20 protein-coding genes are annotated in these 22,045 nt (G+C 65.2%); 15 read left to right on the forward strand and 5 right to left on the reverse strand.

What is annotated here, in order from left to right; translation table 11 throughout:
- Window positions 1-17 precede the first annotated feature (17 nt).
- Entirely contained in the window at window positions 18-995 is a 978-nt protein-coding gene (locus KXR83_RS17105) for a GlxA family transcriptional regulator (RefSeq protein WP_437425813.1), read from the reverse strand.
- A gap of 34 nt (window positions 996-1,029) precedes the next feature.
- Here KXR83_RS17105 and KXR83_RS17110 point away from each other — a divergent pair, with 34 nt between their 5' ends.
- From KXR83_RS17110 to ilvD, 3 genes are all read left to right on the forward strand, one after another.
- A complete protein-coding gene (locus KXR83_RS17110; RefSeq protein WP_437425814.1) occupies window positions 1,030-2,391 on the forward strand; it encodes an MFS transporter in 1,362 nt (453 codons plus the stop codon).
- A 171-nt stretch (window positions 2,392-2,562) separates the two neighbouring features.
- Window positions 2,563-5,520 (forward strand): excinuclease ABC subunit UvrA, encoded by a 2,958-nt coding sequence (gene uvrA, locus KXR83_RS17115; RefSeq protein ID WP_437425815.1) that lies wholly within the window; start codon window positions 2,563-2,565, stop codon window positions 5,518-5,520.
- 45 nt (window positions 5,521-5,565) lie between these two features.
- Window positions 5,566-7,254, forward strand: a complete 1,689-nt coding sequence (gene ilvD, locus KXR83_RS17120; RefSeq protein WP_437425816.1) for a dihydroxy-acid dehydratase — start codon at window positions 5,566-5,568, stop codon at window positions 7,252-7,254.
- Between the two features lie 76 nt (window positions 7,255-7,330).
- Here ilvD and KXR83_RS17125 read toward each other — a convergent pair whose 3' ends face one another.
- Window positions 7,331-7,681 (reverse strand): DUF1844 domain-containing protein, encoded by a 351-nt coding sequence (locus KXR83_RS17125; RefSeq protein WP_023960690.1) that lies wholly within the window; start codon window positions 7,679-7,681, stop codon window positions 7,331-7,333.
- A 364-nt stretch (window positions 7,682-8,045) separates the two neighbouring features.
- Between KXR83_RS17125 and infC the strand changes: the two genes are divergently transcribed.
- The 6 genes from infC to pheT all read left to right on the forward strand — a co-directional run bounded on the left by infC (window position 8,046) and on the right by pheT (window position 13,811).
- Window positions 8,046-8,678: a translation initiation factor IF-3 gene (gene infC / locus KXR83_RS17130; RefSeq protein WP_437425868.1), complete on the forward strand. Its 633-nt coding sequence runs from the start codon at window positions 8,046-8,048 to the stop codon at window positions 8,676-8,678.
- 36 nt (window positions 8,679-8,714) lie between these two features.
- The gene (gene rpmI / locus KXR83_RS17135; RefSeq protein WP_023960686.1) at window positions 8,715-8,909 is read left to right on the forward strand and encodes a 50S ribosomal protein L35; all 195 of its coding nucleotides are present in this window, start codon (window positions 8,715-8,717) and stop codon (window positions 8,907-8,909) included.
- 64 nt (window positions 8,910-8,973) lie between these two features.
- Window positions 8,974-9,354 (forward strand): 50S ribosomal protein L20, encoded by a 381-nt coding sequence (gene rplT / locus KXR83_RS17140; protein WP_030173202.1) that lies wholly within the window; start codon window positions 8,974-8,976, stop codon window positions 9,352-9,354.
- A 17-nt stretch (window positions 9,355-9,371) separates the two neighbouring features.
- Entirely contained in the window at window positions 9,372-10,211 is an 840-nt protein-coding gene (locus tag KXR83_RS17145) for a TrmH family RNA methyltransferase (RefSeq protein WP_437425817.1), read from the forward strand.
- 42 nt (window positions 10,212-10,253) lie between these two features.
- Window positions 10,254-11,303 carry a phenylalanine--tRNA ligase subunit alpha gene (pheS, locus tag KXR83_RS17150; RefSeq protein ID WP_437425818.1) on the forward strand — a complete coding sequence of 350 codons (1,050 nt, stop codon included), beginning with the start codon at window positions 10,254-10,256 and terminating at the stop codon, window positions 11,301-11,303.
- Window positions 11,304-11,333: 30 nt separating this feature from the next.
- Window positions 11,334-13,811 carry a phenylalanine--tRNA ligase subunit beta gene (gene pheT / locus KXR83_RS17155; RefSeq protein ID WP_437425819.1) on the forward strand — a complete coding sequence of 826 codons (2,478 nt, stop codon included), beginning with the start codon at window positions 11,334-11,336 and terminating at the stop codon, window positions 13,809-13,811.
- 86 nt (window positions 13,812-13,897) lie between these two features.
- Here the strand turns inward: pheT and KXR83_RS17160 are convergent, their stop codons facing one another.
- The 3 genes from KXR83_RS17160 to KXR83_RS17170 are packed head-to-tail and all read right to left on the reverse strand — an operon-like array spanning window position 13,898 to window position 16,036.
- A complete protein-coding gene (locus tag KXR83_RS17160) occupies window positions 13,898-14,497 on the reverse strand; it encodes a TetR family transcriptional regulator (protein ID WP_437425820.1) in 600 nt (199 codons plus the stop codon).
- A gap of 46 nt (window positions 14,498-14,543) precedes the next feature.
- Window positions 14,544-15,299, reverse strand: a complete 756-nt coding sequence (locus KXR83_RS17165) for an ABC transporter permease (protein WP_437425821.1) — start codon at window positions 15,297-15,299, stop codon at window positions 14,544-14,546.
- Window positions 15,296-16,036 carry an ABC transporter ATP-binding protein gene (locus KXR83_RS17170; RefSeq protein ID WP_437425822.1) on the reverse strand — a complete coding sequence of 247 codons (741 nt, stop codon included), beginning with the start codon at window positions 16,034-16,036 and terminating at the stop codon, window positions 15,296-15,298. Before KXR83_RS17170 ends, KXR83_RS17165 begins: the two co-directional genes overlap by 4 nt.
- A gap of 119 nt (window positions 16,037-16,155) precedes the next feature.
- Here KXR83_RS17170 and argC point away from each other — a divergent pair, with 119 nt between their 5' ends.
- From argC to KXR83_RS17200, 6 genes are all read left to right on the forward strand, one after another.
- Window positions 16,156-17,193, forward strand: coding sequence for an N-acetyl-gamma-glutamyl-phosphate reductase (gene argC, locus KXR83_RS17175; RefSeq protein WP_437425823.1), 1,038 nt, complete (start codon window positions 16,156-16,158; stop codon window positions 17,191-17,193).
- An 86-nt stretch (window positions 17,194-17,279) separates the two neighbouring features.
- Window positions 17,280-18,467 (forward strand): bifunctional glutamate N-acetyltransferase/amino-acid acetyltransferase ArgJ, encoded by a 1,188-nt coding sequence (gene argJ / locus KXR83_RS17180; protein ID WP_437425869.1) that lies wholly within the window; start codon window positions 17,280-17,282, stop codon window positions 18,465-18,467.
- Complete coding sequence (argB, locus tag KXR83_RS17185) at window positions 18,467-19,432, forward strand: acetylglutamate kinase (protein WP_437425824.1); 966 nt, start codon at window positions 18,467-18,469, stop codon at window positions 19,430-19,432. Before argJ ends, argB begins: the two co-directional genes overlap by 1 nt.
- The gene (locus tag KXR83_RS17190; protein WP_437425825.1) at window positions 19,429-20,622 is read left to right on the forward strand and encodes an acetylornithine transaminase; all 1,194 of its coding nucleotides are present in this window, start codon (window positions 19,429-19,431) and stop codon (window positions 20,620-20,622) included. The genes argB and KXR83_RS17190 overlap by 4 nt, the downstream gene beginning before the upstream one ends.
- On the forward strand, window positions 20,619-21,542 hold the full coding sequence (gene argF / locus KXR83_RS17195; RefSeq protein WP_437425826.1) for an ornithine carbamoyltransferase: 924 nt from the start codon (window positions 20,619-20,621) through the stop codon (window positions 21,540-21,542). The genes KXR83_RS17190 and argF overlap by 4 nt, the downstream gene beginning before the upstream one ends.
- The gene (locus tag KXR83_RS17200; RefSeq protein WP_437425827.1) at window positions 21,521-22,009 is read left to right on the forward strand and encodes an arginine repressor; all 489 of its coding nucleotides are present in this window, start codon (window positions 21,521-21,523) and stop codon (window positions 22,007-22,009) included. Before argF ends, KXR83_RS17200 begins: the two co-directional genes overlap by 22 nt.
- Window positions 22,010-22,045 lie beyond the last annotated feature (36 nt).

Here is a 22,045-nt window from a genome sequence, read left to right on the forward strand (position 1 = left end):
TTGGTCACCGGACTTGGTCACTGGCCCTGAAAGGTCCGGCGATAACGGGTGGGGGACGTCCCCAGATGGTGGCGGAGGTGGTGACGGAGATTGGCCCCGGTGGCAAGACCCGACAGTCTGGCCACCTCGTCGACCGGGAGGTCGCGGGACTCGAGTAGTTCGCGGGCGTGATGCACACGCTGCTTACGGACCCAGACCGCAGGCGTGTCTCCCGTTTCTTCGCGGAATCGCCGGTTGAAGGTACGCACACTCATGTTGGCCTGGCGGGCGAGCTGGGCAACGGTGAGTGGCTCGGTCAGGTTGTGGCGAGCCCACTCCCGCACCGCCGATGTAGAAGCGTCGCCGACGTCGGGTACTGCAGCGTCGATGTATTGGGCCTGGCCGCCATCGCGCCAGGGTGGCACCACGCAGTACTTGGCCACCCGGTTCGCCACCCGCGCGCCGTGGTCGCGGCGAATGATGTGCAGACACAGGTCGATTCCCGCGGCCAGGCCCGCCGAGGTGAGAACGTCCCCGTCGTCGACGAACAGAACGTCCTCGTCGAGGTGCACCGCCGGGTAGAGCCGGCGCAGGTCGTCGGCCTTGTCCCAGTGGGTGGTCGCCGGCCGGCCGTCGAGAAGCCCCGCTGCAGCGAGCGCGAAGGCGCCGGTACAGATCGACACCATTCGCGTGCCCGTCCGTACGCGCTCCAGCGCTTGACGCAGTTCGGCGGGGCAGGTGCCGTCGAAGCGGACCTCGTGCAGCCTGGTGCCGGGGATCACGACCGTGTCCGCCGAGTCGAGAGCCTCAGGACCTCGGGTGGGCACCATCGCGAATCCCGACAGAGTCTGCACGGGTCTGGTCGAGAGGCCGATCAACTCGACGTCGTACAGCGGATTTCCCGCATCGTCGGCGGCCTGCCCGAACACCATCGGCGGAATCGTCGCATCGAATCCGATCACCGGCTCGAGCATCAGCACAGCGATTCGGTGAGGGATCGGGATGCGAGGGGACATGGCAGTATTTTTACAGATGTTGTCATCTATGCCAATGGCGGTGCCGATCGGCGACAGCGACAGTTGTCCGGTGACCATCGCCGAGAACCCGTGCGTCCGATCCGGGCCCCGTCTGCACTGGGCGTGGATAGTGGCCGCCGTCAGCTTCGTGGCTCTCCTTGCAGCTGCCGGTTTCCGGTCGGTTCCCAGCGTGATGATGGACCCGTTGCACGAGGAGTTCGGCTGGTCCCACGGCACGGTGGGTCTGGCGATGTCGATCAACATGACATTGTTCGGCCTGACCGCGCCGTTCTCGGCGGCGTTGATGGACCGTTTCGGGGTGCGCCCGATCCTGGCCGGCGCACTTACCCTGATCGCACTGGGCACGGCGCTCAGCGTCTTCATGACTGCCGAGTGGCAGCTGCTGTTGCTGTGGGGCGTTCTGGTGGGCATCGGCACCGGGTCGATCTCGATGGGGTTCGTGGCGACGGTCGCCACCCGCTGGTTCGTCGAACGCCGCGGATTGGTGACCGGGGTCCTGACGGCTGCGAGCGCCACGGGACAGCTGATATTCCTCCCGCTGGTGGCCCTGGTCACCACTCGATACGGGTGGCGGTTGGCGGCCCTGATCGTCGCGGCAGCTGCCTTGGCGGTGGTTCCGCTGATCGTGGTCTTCATGCGAAACCATCCGAGCGACAAGGGGATCACCGCATACGGTGCGCCGATCGAGCAGCAACCGTCGCAACCGCCCGTCGCGCGCTCGGGCAGTTTTCGCATGGCTCTGCACGGGCTGGCGATAGGTGCGCGTACACGGGTGTTCTGGTTGCTCGCGGCGAGTTTCGCGATCTGTGGGGCGACGACGAACGGACTGATCGGCACCCACTTCATCCCGGCTGCGCACGACCATGGCATGCCGACAACGGTCGCTGCCGGTCTACTCGCCACCATCGGGGTGTTCGATGTCGCAGGCACGATCTTCTCCGGCTGGCTCACCGATCGTGTGGACGCTCGGATCCTGCTTGCCGTCTATTACCTGGGCAGGGGCGTGTCACTGCTCGCCCTCCCCGTGCTGCTGTCTCCGCATGCCGAACCGAGCACATGGGTGTTCATCATCTTCTACGGTCTGGACTGGGTCGCGACGGTCCCGCCCACCATCGCGCTGTGCCGAACCCACTTCGCGGACCGCACACCGGTGGTGTTCGGCTGGGTGTTCGCCGCTCATCAACTGGGGGCTGCGGTGGCGGCGTTCGGCGCGGGCCATCTGCGCGACCAGCACGGCAGTTACGACATGGCGTTCTACGTGGCGTCCGGCCTCTGCGTCGTCGCTGCGCTGCTGTCCCTGGGCATTCGGCGGCCGGCAAGTATCAACACACAACCGTCCGTGCCCGCGAAGCGACTCGCGAACGATAAGCACTGATCAGCGGGGTTGAATGGGCGGTTGAGGGTCGGCTCGGCCGGGGTGCGATTTGCTGGGGCCGGTATCTTGTCAGTGGGTGCCTCTAGCATTGCCGGGTACGCCCCTGGCTGACACCGACCTTCCGACCTGCATGCGGTCGGTACCCCCGATTCGACCCCGAAAAGGACCACTGTGGCTGATCGCCTCATCGTGCGCGGAGCCCGCGAACACAACCTGCGCGGCATCGACGTCGACCTCCCGCGTGACAGCTTGATCGTCTTCACGGGGCTGTCCGGCTCGGGGAAATCGAGCCTGGCGTTCGACACGATCTTCGCCGAAGGGCAGCGCCGCTACGTCGAGTCGTTGTCGGCGTACGCGCGTCAGTTCCTCGGTCAGATGGACAAACCCGACGTCGACTTCATCGAGGGGCTCTCACCCGCGGTCTCGATCGATCAGAAGTCGACCAACCGGAACCCGCGTTCCACCGTCGGCACCATCACCGAGGTCTACGACTACCTCCGTCTGCTCTACGCACGCGCGGGCAAGGCCCACTGCCCCGAGTGTGGTTCGGCCATCGAGAAGCAGACCCCGCAGCAGATCGTCGACCAGGTGCTCGAGATGGAACAGGGCATCCGTTTCCAGGTGTTGGCGCCGGTGGTCCGCACCCGCAAGGGTGAATTCGTCGACCTGTTCGGAACCCTTCAGACACAAGGCTTTTCGCGTGCCCGGATCGATGGTGTGGTGTACCCGCTCACCGATCCGCCGAAGCTCAAGAAGCAGGAGAAGCACGACATCGAGGTCGTGGTGGACCGGTTGTCCGTCAAGTCCTCGGCCAAACAGCGACTCACCGACTCGGTCGAGACCGCATTGGGCCTGGCCGACGGTGTGGTGGTGCTCGACTTCGTCGACCTGGAGGAGAACGACCCCCACCGCGAACGGCGCTTCTCCGAGCGGATGGCCTGCCCCAACGGCCACCCGATCGCCATCGACGACCTCGAGCCGCGGTCCTTTTCGTTCAACTCGCCATACGGTGCGTGCCCGGAGTGCGACGGGCTCGGTATCCGCAAAGAGGTGGACGAGGAACTCGTGGTTCCCGACCCCGACCTGTCGCTTGCCGACGGTGCGATCGCGCCGTGGTCGGGCGGCCACAACGCCGACTATTTCCTCCGGTTGCTCTCAGGCCTCGGCGACGAGATGGGGTTCGACACCAAGACACCGTGGAAGAAGCTCCCGATCAAGGCGCGTAAGGCGATCCTGAACGGCAGTGACCACCAGGTGCACGTCCGTTTCCGCAACCGCTACGGACGTACGCGCTCGTACTACACCGAGTTCGAAGGTGTGATGTCGTTCCTGCACCGGCGCATGGAACAGACCGAGTCCGAGCAGATGAAGGACCGGTACGAGGGATACATGCGTGACATCCCTTGTCCCGAGTGCGGTGGTGCCCGCCTGCGCCCCGAGATCCTCGCCGTCACGCTCGACCACCAGCGTTTCGGTGAGAAGTCGATCGCGGACGTGTGTGCGTTGTCGGTCGCCGAGTGCGCCGACTACCTGTCCGACCTCAAGCTGGGCTCGCGCGAGCAGGCCATCGCCGGACGTGTGCTCAAAGAGGTGCAATCCCGCATCACGTTCCTGCTGGACGTCGGTCTCGAGTACCTGTCGTTGTCGCGGGCAGCGGGATCGCTCTCCGGCGGCGAGGCGCAACGCATCCGTCTGGCCACCCAGATCGGTTCCGGCCTGGCCGGCGTTCTCTACGTGCTCGATGAACCATCGATCGGCCTTCACCAGCGCGACAACCGTCGTCTCATCGACACCCTCACCCGGCTGCGCAACCTGGGCAACACCCTCATCGTCGTCGAGCACGACGAAGACACCATCCGCTCGGCCGATTGGATCGTCGACATCGGACCGTATGCCGGCGAGCACGGTGGGCGTGTGGTGCACAGCGGTAGCTACAAGGATCTGCTGACCAACACCGAGTCCCTGACCGGTGCGTATCTCTCCGGTCGAGAGTTCCTCGAGGTCCCCGAGATCCGGCGTCCGATCGACCGCAAGCGACAGCTGACCGTTGTCGGCGCACGCGAGCACAACCTGGACAACATCGATGTGGTGTTCCCGCTCGGTGTGCTCACCGCGGTCACCGGCGTGTCGGGTTCGGGCAAGTCCACGCTCGTCAACGACATCCTGGCCACGGTGATGGCCAACAAGCTCAACGGTGCGCGCCAGGTACCGGGCAGGCACACGCGGATCAACGGCATGGACAACCTCGACAAACTGGTGCGCGTCGACCAGTCGCCGATCGGTCGGACCCCGCGGTCGAATCCGGCCACCTACACCGGTGTGTTCGACAAGATCCGTACGCTCTTCGCCGCGACCACCGAGGCGAAGGTTCGTGGCTACCAGCCGGGACGATTCTCGTTCAACGTCAAGGGCGGTCGCTGCGAGGCGTGTACCGGCGAGGGCACCATCAAGATCGAGATGAACTTCCTGCCCGACGTGTACGTCCCCTGCGAGGTGTGCCACGGTGCGCGATACAACCGCGAAACGCTGGAGGTCCACTACAAGGGCAAGACCATCTCCGAGGTCTTGGACATGCCGATCGAGGAGGCCGTCGATTTCTTCGAGGCCATCACCTCGATCCACCGGTACCTCAAGACCCTCAACGACGTCGGCTTGGGCTACGTCCGACTCGGACAGCCGGCCCCGACACTGTCCGGTGGTGAGGCGCAGCGTGTGAAGCTGGCCGCCGAGCTCCAGAAGCGGTCCACCGGACGCACGGCCTATGTGCTGGACGAGCCGACCACCGGTCTGCACTTCGAGGACATCCGCAAGCTGCTCAAGGTGATCAACGGGCTCGTCGACAAGGGCAACTCCGTGATCGTCATCGAGCACAACCTCGACGTCATCAAGACCGCGGACTGGGTCATCGACATGGGGCCGGAAGGTGGTTCCGGTGGCGGCACTGTCGTGGCGGAAGGTACGCCCGAAGATGTCGCAGCCGTGGCGGAAAGCCACACCGGGAAGTTCCTCGCGGAGATGCTCAAACCGCGGACGGTCGCGTCCGTCCCGGCCAAACCCAAGCGCAAAACGCCCGCACGCAAAGCTGCGGCGAAGCAGACTGGTCGTAAGCAAGAGGTCGCAGCGAGTTGATCGCGGCCGACCGGCTGTCCCATCCACCGAGTAGGAGTCAGCACCATGGTTGACATGAAGCCGCGCAGTCGCACCGTCACCGACGGGATCTCGGCGGCACCCAGCCGCGGGATGTTGCGGGCGGTCGGAATGGGCGACGAGGACTGGGGTAAAGCCCAGATCGGCATCGGAAGCTCGTGGAACGAGATCACACCGTGCAACCTCTCGCTCGATCGGCTCGCGCAGGCGGCCAAGGAGGGCGTGCACGCCGGCGGTGGTTATCCACTGCAGTTCGGCACCATCTCGGTGTCGGACGGCATCTCGATGGGCCACGAGGGCATGCACTTCTCCCTGGTGTCGCGCGAAGTGATCGCCGACTCGGTGGAAACCGTGATGCAGGCCGAACGGCTCGACGGGTCGGTCCTGCTCGCCGGTTGCGACAAGTCGCTGCCCGGGATGCTGATGGCCGCCGCTCGCCTCGACCTCGCCTCGGTGTTCCTCTATGCCGGCACCATCGCCCCCGGATGGGTCAAGCTGAGTGCCGGCACCGAACGGGATGTCACGCTGATCGACGCCTTCGAGGCTGTCGGGGCGTGCCGGGTCGGTTCGATGTCGGAAGAGGATCTCGGCCGCATCGAGCGCGCGATCTGTCCCGGTGAGGGTGCCTGCGGCGGTATGTACACCGCGAACACGATGGCGTCGATCGCCGAGGCGATGGGTATGAGCCTCCCAGGATCGGCGTCACCTCCCGCAGCGGACCGCAGGCGTGACGCCTTCGCGCACCGCTCCGGCGAGGCAGTGGTCAACCTGATCCGTCTCGGCATCACCGCCCGCGACATCATCACCAAGCCCGCGCTCGAGAACGCCATCACGGTCACCATGGCCCTCGGCGGTTCCACCAATGCCGTCCTGCACCTGCTTGCCATCGCCAGTGAAGCGGATGTCGATCTCGATCTCGACGACTTCAACCGTATCGGCGACCGCACCCCCCACCTGGGCGACCTCAAGCCCTTCGGCCGGTTCGTGATGAACGACTTCGACCGTCACGGCGGTATCCCGGTGGTCATGAAGGCCCTGCTCGACGCCGGCCTCCTCAACGGTGACGCACTGACCGTCACCGGAAAGACGTTGTCGGAGAACCTCGCTGCGATGGACATCGCGCCACTCGACGGCGACGTCATCCGCACGCTGAGCAACCCCATCCACAAGACCGGCGGGATCACGGTGCTTCACGGCTCGCTGGCGCCCGAGGGTGCAGTGGTGAAGTCCGCGGGATTCGACGCCGACACCTTCGAGGGTCCGGCGCGAGTATTCGAGCGCGAGCAGGGTGCGCTGGCCGCTCTCGCGGACGGCGTCATCAAAGCCGGTGACGTGGTGGTCATCCGATACGAGGGACCCAAGGGCGGACCGGGCATGCGCGAGATGCTCGCGATCACCGGTGCCATCAAGGGCGCCGGTCTCGGCAAGGACGTGTTGCTGCTGACCGACGGCCGTTTCTCCGGCGGCACCACCGGCCTGTGCATCGGGCACCTCGCGCCCGAGGCATCCGACGGGGGACCGGTGGCCTTCATCCGCGACGGGGACCGCATTCGTGTGGACATCGCTGCGCGGACATTGGATCTCCTCGTCGACGACGACGAGCTGGAGTCACGCAAACAGGATTGGCAGCCTCTCGACCACAAGTACCAGCGGGGTGTGCTTTCCAAGTACGCCAAGCTGGTCCGTTCGGCGTCCGTCGGAGCCGTCACCCACTGACCCCGCCGAACCCGAAAGTGTGCCCTTCTGGCGAATGAATACCCAGGTCGCCTCCGCCAGAAGGGCACACTTCGGGCTAGTCGGTGACGGGGCCGGTCTGCTTCTCGCCCGGGCCCTTGCCCGGTTCATCGGGGTGCGCGCTGGCCTCGCGGAAGGCGAGCTGCAGACTCTTGAGGCCGTCGCGCAGGGGAGCGGCGTGGATACCGAGGTCGGCAACCGACGACTGTACGAGTCCGGCCAGTGCGCCGATCAGTTTCCGCGCCTCGTCGAGGTCGAAGTGCGGACTGGTCGATGGGTCGCTCTCGGACAAACCGAGCTTTTCCGCCGCCGCACTCATCAACATCACTGCGGCGCGCGTGATCACCTCGATGGCCGGGACCTCGGCCAGGTCGCGCACCTCGGGCTCGGAATTCACGTTTTCCGTCATGGCTGTTAGACTTCCACCTACGACCGCCCTGGCGTACGCCGGGGTTGCAAGTGGAGTTCACACTCCCACCGCTCGACGTCGGTGTCTTCGCAAGAAGTCCGCACAGTTGAACGGTCCGGTTTTGTCGCCGGAGGTATCCGTGTCAGCGGAATATTTCCGGTGGCCTCTGAGTTGGAGGCTGTGATCGCTGGGATGCGATAGGTGACATGAACCGGTCGGTGTGGGCCCCGTCGATGAACATTCATCGAGCCGGGGCCTTTTCGCTGAGGATCTGTCTTCACCAGTTGCTCCCGCGGTCCAACCCGACAGAAAACGTCTGCCACGAGGAACCACCTACGTACGCGGACACAAATGAGGAGGCCCCATCAGCACTGAGACTCGTATCAATGAGCGCATCCGAGTTCCCGAGGTCCGTTTGGTCGGACCGAACTCGGAGCAGGTCGGTATCGTCCGCGTGGAAGATGCCCTGCGCTTGGCTATCGAGGCCGATCTTGATCTGGTCGAGGTGGCCCCGAACGCGCGCCCGCCGGTCTGCAAGATCATGGACTACGGCAAGTTCAAATACGAGGCGGCACAGAAGCAGCGCGAATCGCGTCGCAACCAGCAGATGACCGTCATCAAGGAGCAGAAGCTCCGCCCCAAGATCGACGACCACGATTACGAGACCAAAAAAGGTCACGTCATCCGCTTCCTCGAAGCCGGGTCCAAGGTCAAGGTGACGATCATGTTCCGCGGACGCGAGCAGTCGCGACCCGAGCTCGGTTACCGATTGCTGCAGCGCTTGGGCAACGACGTCGGCGAGTACGGGTTCGTCGAGACCTCCGCCAAGCAGGATGGCCGCAACATGACGATGGTTCTGGCACCGCACAAGGGCGCCAAGACCAAAGCACAAGCTCAAGCACAAGCTCAGGCACCGAAAGCGCAACCAGCGCAGAGTGCACCCAGTAAGCCTGCGGCAGATTCAGGACCGGCTCCGGCCGCAAATCCTGAGGCCTGACCGCCTCCCAGGCTGACCGAGAAGAAAGGCATAACCATGCCCAAGACAAAGACCCACAAGGGAACCGCGAAGCGATTCAAGGTGACCGGCAGTGGCAAGATCGTCCGCCAGCGCGCAAACCGTCGCCACTTGATGGAGCACAAGCCCACCAAGCGCACGCGTCGTCTCGACGGCACCGTTGTCGTCTCCGAGAACGATGCTCCCCGCATCAAGCGCCTGCTGAAGATCTGACGCTCCCCACAGACCACCCGCTGGCCGGTTCCCGGCAGCCGCACTACTAAGAGGTAAATCAACGATGGCACGCGTAAAAAGGGCGGTAAACGCCCAGAAGAAGCGTCGTACAACCCTGGAGGCTTCCAAGGGCTACCGCGGACAGCGTTCGCGGCTCTACCGCAAGGCCAAAGAGCAGCAGCTGCACTCGCTCACCTACGCGTACCGGGACCGCCGGGCGCGCAAGGGCGAGTTCCGCAAGCTCTGGATCTCGCGGATCAACGCCGCAGCCCGGGCCAACGACATCACCTACAACCGCTTCATCCAGGGTCTGAAGATCGCTGGTGTCGAGGTCGACCGGAAGATCCTCGCCGAGATCGCCGTCAGCGATCCCGAGGCCTTCACCGGTCTGGTTGCTGTCGCCAAGAAGGCGCTGCCGTCGGACGTCAACGCGCCGGCCGCCTGATCGAGCCCGCCAACAACATGTCCGCGCCGGACGTTCTCACCGAACGTTCGGCGCGGATTGTTTCGTACGCCAAACTGCACCGTTCCGCCGGCCGACGCAAGGCAGCCGCATTCCTGGCCGAGGGCTTCAACTCGGTGGCGGCTGCACTACAGAGTTCCCGTGCCCGAGTCCTGCTCGCGACGGACGACGCGCACCTCCGGCACGCTGACCTGATCGATGACGCTCAGCGCTCGGGCATCGAGGTCTGCGCGATCACCGAGGGTGCCGCGGCCAAGCTCGCCGACACGGTCACCAGCACTGGTCTGTTCGTGATTGCCGACCTGGTCGACGTGCCTCTCGCCGGCGTGCTGGCGACCTCGCCCCGGCTGCTTGCGGTTCCCGTCGAGATGACCGACCCCGGCAATGCCGGCACGCTCATCCGGACTGCAGATGCAATGGGTGCCGACGCCGTGGTGCTGGCAGGCGACAGTGTGGACCCCCACAACGGGAAGTGTGTGCGTTCCACCGCCGGAAGCGTCTTCCATATCCCCATTGCCCGTGAGCGTGACATCGATGTGGTCCTGGCAGAACTGCGTGCTGCCGGGGTTTCGATCTGCGCGACATCCGGGAATGCCGACCTGAGTCTGCCCGAGGCCGGCGACGTGTTGTCGGGTCCCACTGCGTGGCTCTTCGGCAATGAGGCGCACGGTCTGTCCGAGGACATCCTCGGTCGCGCCGACCATCGCATCTCGATCCCGATCAGGGGGCGGGCCGAGAGCCTCAACTTGGCTGCTGCGGCCGCGATCTGCCTGTATGCCAGCGCCGATGCGCATTCGGGTGTCGACTACCCTCGTACGGGGTCCAGCCCGACCCCCTGAACCTTTCTCCCGAACATCTGACGAGCAGGAGTTACCGCAGCCGTGGCCGACGAGTCGATCCCAATCAGCGAGGCGGACAAGTCACTCGCTACCGCAGTGGACGCCGCTGTGGCAGCGTTCTCCGACGCGGTCGACCTGCCCGCGCTCGCGGTCGCCAAGACCGAACACATGGGGGACAAGTCGGCGATCGCTCTGGCCCGCCGCGAGCTCGGCGCGCTGCCCAAAGAGCAGAAGGCCGAAGCGGGCAAGCGTGTCAACATCGCCCGTGGCCAGGTCCAGCGCGCCTACGAGGAGCGATTGGCGGTCTTGACCGCCGAACGCGACGCGGCCGTCCTGGTCGCCGAGACCATTGACGTGACCTTGCCCAGTGCGCGTCGTCCGTCGGGAGCGCGTCACCCGATCACGGTGATCGCCGATCAGGTCGCCGACGTGTTCGTCGGGATGGGCTGGGAGATCGCCGAAGGCCCGGAGGTCGAGACCGAGCACTTCAACTTCGATGCGCTGAACTTCCTGCCCGACCACCCGGCGCGCTCGATGCAGGACACCTTCTACATCTCCCCACCCGATTCACGGCAGGTGCTGCGTACGCACACCTCACCTGTTCAGGTTCGCGCGATGCTCTCGCGTGACCTCCCGATCTACGTCGCCTGCCCGGGCCGCACCTTCCGCACCGACGAACTCGACAGCACCCATACCCCGGTGTTCCACCAGGTCGAGGGTCTGGCCGTGGACAAGGGGCTGACGATGGCGCATTTACGCGGCACGCTCGACCTTTTCGCGAAGGCGCTGTTCGGGCCGGAGACGGTGACCCGGATGCGGCCCAGCTACTTCCCGTTCACCGAACCGTCGGCCGAGGTGGACGTCTGGTTCACCGGTAAGAAGGGCGGCGCAGGCTGGGTGGAGTGGGGCGGTTGCGGCATGGTCAACCCTAATGTGTTGCGCGCCAGCGGAATCGACCCAGACGTCTATTCGGGATTCGCTTTCGGCATGGGTCTCGAACGCACGCTGCAGTTCCGCAACGACCTGCCCGACATGCGCGACATGGTCGAGGGTGACATCCGATTCACGGTGCCCTTCGGCCCCGGCGCCTGATTTCCTTCCGAACGAAAGAGCTGAGTCCCAGTGCAAGTAGCGCAGTCGTGGCTGACCGAAGTCCTGCAACGTGGCGCGCCCGGATGGAGCGCATCGTCTGCCCAGATCGATGAAGGCTTCGTGCGGGTCGGCTTCGAGATCGAAGAGATCCGCTCGTTGCCCGTGATCACCGGCCCGCTGGTGGTCGGCCGGGTCAACCACATCGAGCAACTCACCGAGTTCAAGAAGCCGATCCGGTTCTGTCAGGTCGACGTCGGTGAATCCGCTGATCGCGGAATCGTCTGTGGTGCACAGAACTTCGCCGAGGGGGACCTGATCGTCGCGGCTCTGCCGGGCAGCGTCTTGCCGGGCGACTTCGCCATCGCGGCACGCAAGACCTACGGCAGGGTGTCCGACGGGATGATCTGCTCGGTGTCGGAGATGGGCATCGGCAACGACCACAGCGGGATTCTGGTGTTGCCCCCGAACATCGCCGCCCCGGGGTCGGACGCCCGCGTGGTCCTGGGCCTGGACGACACCGTCATCGACGTCAATGTGACTCCCGACCGTGGCTACGCGTTCTCGGTCCGGGGGTTGTCCCGCGAGCTCGCCTGCAGCTTCGATCTTGAGTTCGTGGATCCCGCGGACAAGCCCGAGCTGCCCACGAGCGCAGGCGATTCCGGCTGGCCCGTGCGGATCGACCCGGCATCTGGGGCCACCCGGTACAGCGCAGCTGTCGTCCGTGGCATCGACCCGACGGCTCCGTCGCCGTGGTGGCTTGTCAAGCGGCTCATGTTGGCCGGTGTGCGTCCGATTTCTGCTGCTGTCGACATCACCAACTACGTGATGCTCGAACTGGGCCAACCGCTGCACGCTTTCGACGCCGCCAAATTGTCGGGCGAGATCGTGGTGCGCCGCGCACTGGCCGGAGAAAAGCTGACCACACTCGACGATGCCGTCCGCGTGCTTGACCCCGAAGACGTTGTGATCACCGACGACTCGGGCCCCATCGCATTGGCGGGTGTGATGGGCGGGGCGTCCACCGAGATCAACCTCGAAAGCAGCGACGTGCTGCTCGAAGCCGCTACCTTCGATCCGGTTGCGGTTTTCCGGACGGCAAAAAGGCACCGCCTCACCAGTGAGGCGAGCAAGCGATTCGAGCGGGTGGTCGACCCTCGCATTACCGATGTCGCATTGCTCAGGGCTGCGCAGCTCCTCACCGAGATCTGCGGTGGCACCATTGATCCTGTCTACACCGATGTCGGTGAGGTGGCTCCGCAGACTCCGGTCACGATGGCATTGTCAGCGCCTTCGGCCACTGCGGGTATCGCCTATCCCGATGGCACCGCGGTGCGGCGCCTCGAGCAAGTCGGCTGTGAGGTCACCGCGTCCGGCGACAACCTCACCGTGGTTCCGCCGAGTTGGCGTCCCGATCTACGCCAGAGCGCCGATCTCGTGGAAGAAGTGCTACGCCTCGAGGGCTACGAGAACATCCCGGTGGCCGTTCCGACGGCCCCCGGAGGCACTGGCCTGACCCCGGCTCAGCGCCGTCGACGCAGCATCGGACGCAGCCTTGCGTTGTCGGGCTATGTCGAGGTGCTGCCTTACCCGTTCATGCCCGCCGGTGTGTTCGACGTGTGGAACCTCCCGGCCGACGATCCGCGCCGCAACACCGTCAAGGTGCTCAACCCACTGGAAGCCGACCGTCCAGAGTTGAACTCCACCCTGCTGCCCGGACTGCTGGAGATGGTCGGGCGCAATCTTGCTCGGGGACAACGTGATCTGTCGATGTTCGCAATCGGTCAGGTGGTGCTGGCCGGCGCCGGTGTGCACCCGGTGCCAGCGCTGCCGGTTGATCGTCGACCCAGCGATGACGAGGTCGCCGAGCTGATCGGTTCGTTGCCCGCGCAGCCGCTGCATGTTGCCGCCGTTTTGACAGGCTTGCGAGAGCCGGCAGGGCCGTGGGGCAAGGGGCGTCAGGCCGACCCCACCGACGTCTTCGATGCCGTACGCATCATCGGCCAGGCTGCGGGTGTCGAGCTGACGCTGCGCTCGGGCTCCGAGGTGCCCTGGCATCCGGGCCGTTGCGCCGAAATCCTGGTCGATGACTCCGTGGTCGGCTGGGCGGGTGAACTACATCCGGCGGTGCTCGAGAAGATGCATCTTCCGGCACGCTCGTTGGCGCTCGAGATCAATATCGACGCCGTACCGCTCAGCGAGCGTCTGGTGTCGCCGCGTATCTCGCCGTATCCTCCCGTGCTGCAAGATCTCGCAGTGGTCGTCGACGCCGATGTCGCTGCCGCCGAGGTGCAGGCCGCGCTGGCCGCCGGTGCCGGTGAGCTGCTCGAGAGCATTGCTCTGTTCGATGTGTTCACCGGTGAGCAGGTGGGGGACGGCCGCAAGTCGTTGACCTTCTCCCTGCGCTTCCGGGCATCGGACCGCACCCTCACCGAAGACGAGGCCACTGCAGCCCGCGACGCCGCGCTCGCACAGGCGACGGCGACTGTCGGTGCACAGATGCGGAGCTGACCAACCGGGCACTGCCTAGTGTTGGGCTCGGTCGGTTGCGCGAATGGTGTGCTCACGCCTACGAGATCGGGTGATGCCCTGATGCTCTACGGGCTGATCGGCCCGGTGAGGTACCGCTGGATCGTGGGTCCGAGGTTGGCGACCACGTCGTCGGCGGGCAGCGAAGCGAGTGGTTCGAAACGCAGCAGGTACCGCGTCATGATCATGCCGAGTACTGCGCTGCCCACGAGGTTGGCCCGCAATCGCCCTGTGCCGGCGGGGTTGTCGGCGCGTTCGGTGATCTCTGCGAGCACCACCTCGAGCACCATGGTTCGGATCAACGTCGGGTCGGGTCCACTGATCACCGTGCGCAGCAACGCGATTCCCGATTCTTGCAATTCGCCGTCCCATACCCCGACCACCGTACGGACGAGGGTGGGACCCAATTCGTCTATCGGGACCTCGCGTAGAGGCCCCACCACGTCGAGCGGATCGATGGGCAATTCGATCGCGGCCAGGAACAGCTTGTGCTTGGTGCCGAAGTAGTGGTGCACAAGTGCCGGATCCACCCCCGCGTCCGCGGCGACCGCACGAATGGATGTGCGGTCGAGACCGTCGCGAGCGAAGAGTGTGCGGGCCGACGTCAAGATCTGTCCCTTGGTGTCGGGTTCACCGGGGCGCCGTCCTGATCGTCTGGGTGCGCTCACCCCGGCATCATCTCAAGGTGCCGGTGGTGCCGGACGGGCCGGTCCATCACTCGGTCCGTCTCCGCAGCGAGGCGGCGGCCAACGCCAGTGCGGCGATGGTGCACAGAAGTACAACAAGCAGGTCCCGCCACATCGTGCCGGTCGGGTCGGTGTATCTACCCACTTGATCGAGCGCTTCCACGGCGTAGCTCAGCGGCATCACATTGCTGATCATCTCGAGCCACTGCGGCAGATCGGCTCGCGGGACGAAGAGTCCACACAGGAACAACTGGGGGATGACCACCACCGGCAAGAACTGGACGGCCTGGAATTCGGTCTGGGCAAACGCGCTGCACAACAATCCGAGACCGACGCCGAGAATGGCGTCGAGGATCGCGATCACGAGAACCCATCCGATGCTTCCGGCCGTCTGCAGTCCGAGAATCCAGAACGACACAACACATGCAAGTGCTGCTTGGGCCATCGCGGCCGTGGAGAACGCCGCGGCGTAGCCGACCAGCAGGTCAGCCTTGCTCATGGGAGTGGTGAGCAGCCGTTCCAACGTGCCGGACGATCTCTCGCGCAACATCGCGATCGAGGTGATCAAGAACATGATGGCGAATGGGAGCACTCCGAGCAGGACGAGCGCGATCCGATCGAACGGCTCGGGTCCGCCGGGGGGACCGACCTGGTTCTCGAACATGAAGTACAGCAACGTCATCAGGATCACCGGGATGAGCAGGATCATGGCGATCGTTCGTGGGTCGGCCTTGAGTTGCCGCAGAACCCGGCCGGTGGTCGAGAGGGCGATGGTGGCATTCATGATGCGGTCCGTTCGGTGATCAGGGCGAGAAAGGCTTGTTCGAGGTTGGTCTGATGTGTCCGCGCGCGTAGTTCGTCCGGTGTGAGTTCTGCGATCACTCGCCCTTCGCGCATCAGCACGAGGGCGTCGCAGTGGTCGGCCTCGTCCATCACGTGACTGGACACGAGCAGGGTGGTCCCGGTGTCGGCCAGTGCACGGAACCGTTCCCACAGCTCCGACCGCAGTACCGGGTCGAGCCCCACGGTCGGTTCGTCGAGGATCAAGATCTCGGGGCTGCCGACAAGGGCGCAGGCGATCGACACCCGGCTGCGCTGACCGCCTGACAACTGGGCAGTTCGGCGACCACGGAAATCGTCGAGACCGACGGCGCGAATCGAGTCGTTGATCAGGTCGCGACGACGATAGAGGTCGGCGAAGTAACGGACGTTCTCCTCGACGGTGAGATCCGTGTAGACCGAGGGAGCTTGCGTCACGTAGCCGACGCGTCCGCGGAGTTCTTTCGCGCCGGCGGGTCGGTCCAGCACGTTGACGGAGCCGGATGTGATGCGTTGGGTGCCCACCACTGAACGCATGAGCGTGGTCTTGCCGCACCCCGATGGTCCGAGCAGTCCGGTGATCGAGCCGCGGGGTACCGACAGCGTCACGCCGTTCAGTGCGCGAGCGCTACCGCGCTTGACGACCAGGTCGTCGATTCGGACGGCGGGTTGCGGATGGCTGATGGGGTCTGGCTGCACCATGACGATCTCAATTCATCTTGTGTTGAATTCATTGCCTGATGAAAAAGGTAGACCGCACTAGCGCGGACGTCAATGATGGGTTGATGAATTAACTTGCGGCAAGGTGCATAATGAATCATATGACTGTGTCAGTGGCTGTCGCCGGAGCCAGCGGGTACGCGGGCGGGGAGATTCTCCGCCTGTTGCTCGGCCATCCCAAGTACATCTCGGGAGAGATGCGAATCGGTTCACTCACCGCTGGTTCGAATGCGGGGTCGCTGCTGGGTGCCCATCATCCCCACCTTTTACCGCTGGCGGATCGCGAACTCGGCGAGACCACCACCGAAGCGCTGAGCGGCCACGACGTGGTTTTTCTGGCGCTCCCGCACGGTACGTCGGGGCCGGTCGCCGACGCGTTGCCGCCCAGCACTCTGGTGATCGACTGTGGTGCGGACTTCCGCTTGCAGGACTCGGCGGAGTGGGACAAGTACTACGGCGGAAATCATGCCGGCAGTTGGCCCTACGGTCTGCCTGAGCTTCCCGGAAATCGCGAGATCTTGTCCGGTGCCTCGCGAATCGCCGTGCCTGGTTGCTATCCGACAGTGAGCACACTTGCGTTGTTACCCGCTGTCGCGGCGGGAATCGTCGGTCCGCAACTGACGATCGTCGCGGTGACCGGTGCCTCGGGTGCCGGCCGTTCGCCACGGGTCGATCTGCTGGGTTCGGAGGTGATCGGTTCTGCTCGTGCCTATGGGGTTGGCGGGTCACACAGGCACACGCCCGAGATCATCCAGAACCTGTCGGCCGTGGGGAACTCACCGGTCAGCGTCTCCTTCACCCCGATACTGGTGCCGATGACCCGGGGCATTCTCGCCACGTGCACAGCCCCCTCGACCGCAACCACCGCCGAGGCGCGTGCCGTGTACGAGAAGGCATATGCCGATGAGCCTTTTGTAGCGTTGTTGCCCGAAGGCCGGCTGCCGGCCACGGGGTCGGTGATGGGGTCGAACGCCGTGCAACTCAGCGTGGCCGTCGACGAGCGTGCGGGCACCCTGGTCGCCGTCGCTGCGATCGACAATCTCACCAAAGGCACCGGCGGCGGTGCGGTCCAATCCATGAACCTGGCTATGGGCTGGGACGAAACAGAGGGTCTGAGCACTGTGGGTGTGGCGCCATGAGCAACGGTGATACGACTGTCAACGGCATCGAGCCCGATTCGGTTGCCGCGCCAGAGAATTGGCGAGAGGTGGCCGGCGGGCACCGGATGACTCGATTGCAGGGCGTCACGGCATCCTCAGGTTTCCGGGCGGCGGGCATCGCTGCCGGTATCAAGGCCAGCGGCAAGGAAGATCTGGCGTTGGTGTTCAACGAGGGCCCCGAGTACGACGCCGCTGGTGTGTTCACGGAGAACAAGGTCAAGGCCGCCCCGGTGTTGTGGAGCCGGCAGGTCCTGTCCACGGGCAGGCTGCGGGCCGTGATCCTCAACTCCGGCGGTGCGAACGCCTGCACAGGGCCCGGGGGGTTTCAAGACGCGCACGCCACGGCAGAAGCCGTGGCAGAAGCCATCAGCGGCTGGGGTACCGAGACCGGCGCCATAGAGGTGGCCGTCTGCTCGACCGGTCTGATCGGTGACCGGTTGCCCATGGACAAGGTGCTGGCAGGCGTGACCGAGGTGGTACACGAGATGGGCGGCGGTATCTCGGGTGGGACCGATGCCGCGCACGCGATCATGACCACCGACACCGTGCCGAAGCAATCTGCGTTCCACCATGCCGACGGCTGGAATGTGGGAGGCATGGCCAAAGGCGCAGGCATGCTTGCTCCCTCGTTGGCGACCATGCTGTCGGTGTTGACCACGGACGCGAAAGTGACCGCGGCTCAGCTCGACGAGGCACTGCGGGCGGCGGCAGCGGTCACATTCGATCGGCTGGATGTCGACGGCGCCAGTTCCACCAACGACACCGTGTTGCTTCTGAGTTCTGGTGCCAGCGAGGTCGAACCCACGCAGGCCGACCTCAACGAGGCGGTGCGGCTGGTGTGTGACGATCTCGCCGCCCAGATGCAGGCCGATGCCGAGGGTGTCACCAAACGAGTGGTGGTCACCGTGACCGGCGCGGCCAGTGATTCCGAAGCACTTGTCGCGGCACGCACAATCGCCCGGGACAGTCTGGTGAAGACCGCGTTGTTCGGATCCGATCCCAACTGGGGCCGTGTCCTGGCCGCAGTCGGTATCGCGCCCATCGAGCTCGACCCTGATCGGATTGCCGTGCGGTTCAACGGTTCACCGGTGTGTGAACAGGGGATGGGTGTCCCGGGTGCACGCGAGGTGGACCTGTCGGTCACTGATATCGACCTCACCGTCGACCTGGGAATCGGATCGGGCAGCGCGTGGATCCGCACCACAGACCTGTCCCATGCGTATGTCGAAGAGAACTCGGCGTACTCGTCGTGATGGGCGCACTCACGCCTCTCGAGAAGGCACACGTTCTCGCCGAAGCACTTCCGTGGCTGCAGCGGTTCTCCGGCAAGGTGATCGTCGTCAAATACGGCGGCAATGCCATGATCGACGACACCCTGAAGGCGGCATTCGCCGAGGACATGGTGTTCCTGCGGACCTGCGGAATCCATCCGGTCGTGGTCCACGGCGGCGGACCGCAGATCTCGGCGATGCTGAAGCGGCTCGGGCTCACCGGCGAGTTCCGCGGCGGATTCCGGGTCACCACGCCGGAAGTGATGGATGTGGTGCGGATGGTGCTCTTCGGTCAGGTCGGCCGGGAGCTCGTGGGTCTTATCAATGCGCACGGACCCTATGCGGTCGGCATCTCCGGGGAAGACGCGCACCTGTTCACCGCGACGCGCCGCTCGGTTCTCGTGGACGGCGAGGCCACCGATATCGGGCTGGTGGGTGACGTGACGACAGTCGATCCTGCTGCCGTCACCGATCTCATTGCAGCGGGGCGTATTCCGGTGGTGTCGACCATCGCGCCCGACGCGGACGGGGTGGTGCACAACATCAACGCCGACACCGCCGCGGCCGCGCTGGCTCAGGCACTCGGTGCCGAGAAGCTGGTGGTGCTCACCGATGTCGAGGGTCTGTACACCAATTGGCCCGACCGCGACTCGCTGGTGTCGCAGATCAACACAACCGACCTCGCCGAGCTGCTCCCGCGGCTTGATTCGGGCATGGTCCCGAAGATGGAGGCGTGCTTGCGCGCAGTGGGTGGAGGTGTCGGTCAAGCGCACGTGATCGACGGGCGCACACCGCATTCGATGCTCCTCGAGCTCTTCACGAGTGAGGGCATCGGCACCATGGTGGTTCGCGACCAAGCACATGCGGCGCCGCCGGCCTATGGGCATGAGGTGCCCGCCGTCGACCACGCTCAGACGCACCCGACACCTAGTGGGGAAAACAAATGACACACGATCGGACCGAGGCCTTGCAAGAACGGTGGTCGGCCTCGCTGATGAAGAACTACGGGACGCCGAAGGTGGCCCTGAAGTCCGGGCTCGGCGCGGTTCTCACCGATGTTGAGGGACGCGAGTATCTCGACCTTCTCGGTGGGATCGCGGTGAACATCCTGGGGCACGCCAACCCCGGCGTCATCGCGGCGGTGACCGAGCAGATGTCCACCCTCGGACACACCTCGAACATCTACCTCAACGAACCGGTGGTCAAGCTGGCCGAGGCGCTGCTGTCGAGGTGGGGTGTCGAGGGCAGGGCGTTCTTCTGCAACTCCGGCGCCGAGGCCAACGAGGCGGCGTTCAAGATCGCCCGGCGCACCGGGAGGCCCGAGATCATCGCGGCCGAGCAGGCGTTCCACGGACGCACGATGGGGGCTCTGGCACTGACGGGCCAGCCGGCGAAACGCACGCCGTTCGAGCCGATGCCTCCAGGGGTCCGCCACGTGCCCTACGGGGACATCGACGCGATGGCCGCAGCCATCGGACCGCAGACCGCTGCAGTCTTTCTCGAACCCATCATGGGCGAAAGTGGGGTGGTGGTGCCGCCTGCGGATTACCTCGCGTCGGTGCGGCAGCTCACCACCGACCACGGCGCCCTCCTGATCCTGGACGAGGTACAGACCGGAATCGGCCGTACCGGAACGTTTTACGCACACCAGTCGGTCGGGATCACCCCGGACGTGATCACGTTGGCCAAGGGCCTCGGCGGCGGACTGCCGATCGGAGCGGTCCTGGCGACCGGCCCGGCCGCAGATCTGCTCGAACCGGGTCAACACGGCACCACGTTCGGTGGTAATCCGGTCTGCGCCGCAGCGGCGCTGTCGGTGCTCGATCAGATCGACTCACAGGGGCTCACCGAGCATGCTGCGTCGCTGGGCAAGTTCATCGCCAGTGGCATCGACGATCTCGGCCACCCGCTGATCTCCCATACCCGCGGTGCGGGTCTGCTGTTGGCCGTTGTCCTCACCGAGCCGGTCGCCGCCGCGGCCGAGGCCGCGGCTCGAGAGCGGGGGTTCCTCATCAATGCTCCGGCCCCGGACGTGCTGCGGCTGGCACCACCGTTGATCCTCACCGAAGATCAGGCAGCAGGGTTCGTGCGAGCGTTACCCGCCATCCTCGACGCGGCCGGGCAGGCACAATCATGACGCGGCATTTCCTGAGGGACGACGACCTCTCGCCGGAGGAGCAGGCCCAAGTCTTGGCGCTGGCGGCCGAGGTCAAGGCCCAACCTTTCGCTCACACACCGCTTTCCGGCCCCAAAGGTGTCGGGGTCATCTTCGACAAGAACTCCACCCGAACGCGATTCTCCTTCGAGATGGGTATCGCCCAGCTCGGTGGGCACGCGGTGGTTGTCGACGGCAAAGAAACCCAACTGGGCCGTGATGAGACCCTGGCCGACACGGGCCGGGTCCTGTCCCGGTATGTGGAGGCGATCGTCTGGCGCACATACGGTCAGAACCGTCTCGAAGAGATGGCGTCCACCGCAACCGTCCCGGTCATCAACGCATTGTCCGACGACTTCCACCCGTGCCAGGTGCTGGCTGATCTGCAGACGATCATCGAACACAAAGGTCGTGCTGAGGGTCTCACGTTGACTTACCTCGGGGACGGCGCGAACAACATGGCCCACTCGTTGATGCTCGGCTGTGTGACCGCGGGAATGCACGTCAAAATCAGTGCGCCGGAGGGTTTTACACCCGACGAACGGTTTGTCGGCTACGCACGGGACCGAGCGGCACTCACCGGCGGAAGCGTCGAGGTTGTCGTCGACCCGAAGTCGGCCGTTGCCGGGGCCGATGTACTCGTGACCGACACCTGGGTGTCGATGGGTCAGGAAGACGACGGACGTGATCGGAGGGCGCCCTTCCGCGCCTATCAGATCAACTCCGATCTGCTGGCGCTCGCCGATCCCGAGTCGATTGTGCTCCACTGTCTGCCCGCACACCGCGGGGAGGAGATCACCGACGACGTCATCGACGGACCACAAAGCGTGGTGTTCGACGAGGCGGAGAACCGGTTGCACGCCCAGAAGGCGGTGTTGTTGTGGCTGCTGGATCAACGGTGACCACCCGGGCCGGCCGACACGCACGGATCATCGCTCTGCTGGCCGGCCGCGAGGTGCACAGTCAGACCCAGCTGCGGGAGCTTCTCGCCGCCGATGGCATCGACGCGACCCAGGCGACGATCTCCCGTGATCTCGACGAACTGGGTGCGGTGAAGATCCGCGGCGCCGACGGCGGATCCGGTATCTACGTGGTGCCAGAGGACGGCTCACCGGTCCGCGGGGTCAGCGGCGGCACCGACCGCTTGTCGCGCCTGATGGGGGACCTGCTCGTGTCGATCGACTTCAGCGGCGCCATGGCGGTGTTGCGAACCCCGCCCGGCGCGGCGCACTATCTGGCCAGTGCGCTCGACCGGGCGAGCCTCCCCGAAGTCGTCGGCACCATCGCCGGGGACGACACACTTTTTGTACTGGCCCGTGAGCCGATCACCGGCGCCGACCTGGCCGAGATGCTCGAGGCGCTGGCATGAGATTCTGAGCAGCACCACCTGACGTACAGCCCTAAG

Origin of the sequence: Williamsia muralis, assembly GCF_051487485.1 — a bacterium.
Taxonomy (GTDB): Bacteria; Actinomycetota; Actinomycetes; order Mycobacteriales; family Mycobacteriaceae; genus Williamsia; species Williamsia muralis_B.